The organism is Streptomyces sp. NPDC055632, from assembly GCF_053618675.1.
In genome coordinates, this window is record NZ_JBSHHY010000094.1 from 1 (window position 1) to 1,826 (window position 1,826).

4 protein-coding genes are annotated in these 1,826 nt (G+C 47.2%); 2 read left to right on the forward strand and 2 right to left on the reverse strand.

What is annotated here, in order from left to right:
• Positions 1-271 (forward strand): hypothetical protein (locus ACWGSR_RS37635; RefSeq protein WP_453157006.1); only part of this gene is annotated, 271 nt, incomplete at its 5' end.
• 375 nt (positions 272-646) lie between these two features.
• Here the strand turns inward: ACWGSR_RS37635 and ACWGSR_RS37640 are convergent.
• Positions 647-874 (reverse strand): YgdI/YgdR family lipoprotein, encoded by a 228-nt coding sequence (locus ACWGSR_RS37640; protein WP_000719360.1) that lies wholly within the window; start codon positions 872-874, stop codon positions 647-649.
• 21 nt (positions 875-895) lie between these two features.
• Positions 896-1,168: a YgdI/YgdR family lipoprotein gene (locus ACWGSR_RS37645; RefSeq protein ID WP_375877820.1), complete on the reverse strand. Its 273-nt coding sequence runs from the start codon at positions 1,166-1,168 to the stop codon at positions 896-898.
• 147 nt (positions 1,169-1,315) lie between these two features.
• Between ACWGSR_RS37645 and ACWGSR_RS37650 the strand changes: the two genes are divergently transcribed.
• On the forward strand, positions 1,316-1,657 hold the full coding sequence (locus ACWGSR_RS37650; RefSeq protein WP_376481930.1) for a hypothetical protein: 342 nt from the start codon (positions 1,316-1,318) through the stop codon (positions 1,655-1,657).
• The last annotated feature ends 169 nt before the right edge of the window (positions 1,658-1,826 follow it).

The window sequence follows — 1,826 nt, forward strand, 5'->3', positions numbered from 1 at the left end:
GAACACATCAATCTCACCGGAGAATATCGCTGGCCAAAGCCTTAGCGTAGGATTCCGCCCCCTCCCGCAAACGACCCCAAGAAGAAGGGCTGCGAAATTCCCCGCTAAATACGTCGTGATGCAAAGATCACGGCCTATACCAGGGGGAATTATGAAACTGCTTAATGTTATTGAAGCTGTACTTAACTGCCTGCATCTGGCGGCAGAACTGTGGGAGTGGCTGGAAAAGCATTTGCCGGTTTTCGGGGCCTTCACGCTGTTTTTGGGCTGAATCCTGCCGTCATTCACCTGGCTGCATGGCTATGCAGTCGGGTAAAAATTATCTCCCGGCTTAACGGAGGATGTAGCGTTGCTTAAGCCGGGTTTTCGGGTGCCAGGTGCCGTCTGCGCCGTCAGTGCCGATCCGGCGGTGCAGACAACGGATGTTATGGTAAAAGCATGATGCCTGGCGGGTACGGAAAAATTGTGGCGACCGAGCCTGCAGACGCAAAAATCCGGCCCATACTTATTCGTCTCCTTCATCAGGAATGCAGTACTATCCAGCCACTGCAGGTATTTGGCCCCCAGCGGGGGCTTTTTTTGCCTGTTGTTGGGGCAGATAAAGAAAAGGGCCGCATTAGCGGCCCTTTTCGGAGAGAGCGATGCCTCAATGCGGAATTTCAGAGACTTCTTTAACGTCGGCTTTATTGATCTGCTGTTTGACACCATTTGCGTCTTTATAGCCCAGCAGGCCTGAGTCTGATTCTGTAGGCTTGCCGTCGCTGACAATTGTACGCCCGTCGTTGGTGTGGATGGCATAGCTTGTGCGCGTGCAGCCGGTTAGGGCTGAAAGCGCAACTGCCGCTGCGAACACTGAAACAAAAATCTTTTTCAAAGCCAGCTCCTTTTATCCGTATCAGTTGTCTAGTTCACTCATGTTGGTAATTTTGTCACGGTTGATCTGTTCGGTTCGGCCTGTATGGGCATCTTTGTAGGATACTAACCCCGTATCACTGTCAACTTTGGGTTTGCCGTCTGTAACGATAGTGCGACCATCTGTGGTTTTTATTTCTTGGTTTGAAGAACATCCAGCAGCGGCAAAGGTCACCAACGCGACCATCATGGCCGCCAACAGCGTTTTTTTATTCATAATAGGTTCCCTGCTTAAAGGTAAAGTGGATATGGTCACTAACCATCTAAGTATAGGTCGTTTTTTCATGCGAAAAGAGGATTGAAGGTGGGCATCATGCCCAGCAGTAAAAATGAATGAAAAACGATTTTGGAATGTTGCTTGTTTTTGAGGATTGAAATGGCCTTATTAATTTCACTGGTTGTAGTGGCAGGTCTTTACTATCAATTTTGGTATAAGCCACATAGAGCGCCGATCTTGCGTATATGGGGGATCGCGCCTGATGGACAAGAATTTCGATTATTGCTAACAGAGCATGGAGAAAAAGAGGCTGTTTTACTGTTCGGAAAGAAATCTTTTGTTGCCGTGCCAGATACGCAGAACCTTTATGGTGGGTGTTATTACCTTTATTTAGAGGATGCTCACAAGAACGAGCTTTTAATTGAGTTAAACGAAAGTGATTTATACCCCGGTGGCGCAATAGAACTTCAACACAACGGCGGTCGGAAGATTCATTGCGAGATACTAAAAGTAAGGTGGAGTCGTTAACTCAAGTAATGTTTCCTAAGTATGTTGATAGGCAAACATAGTGGTAGTTAGTCTCTCTGAGTAAATGATCTTCTTGTGATCCTGTCGTTACAGTCGTAATCTCTTGCTCTGAAAACGAAAAAACCACCTGGGGAGGTGGTTTGATCGAAGGTTAAGTCAGTTGGGGAAC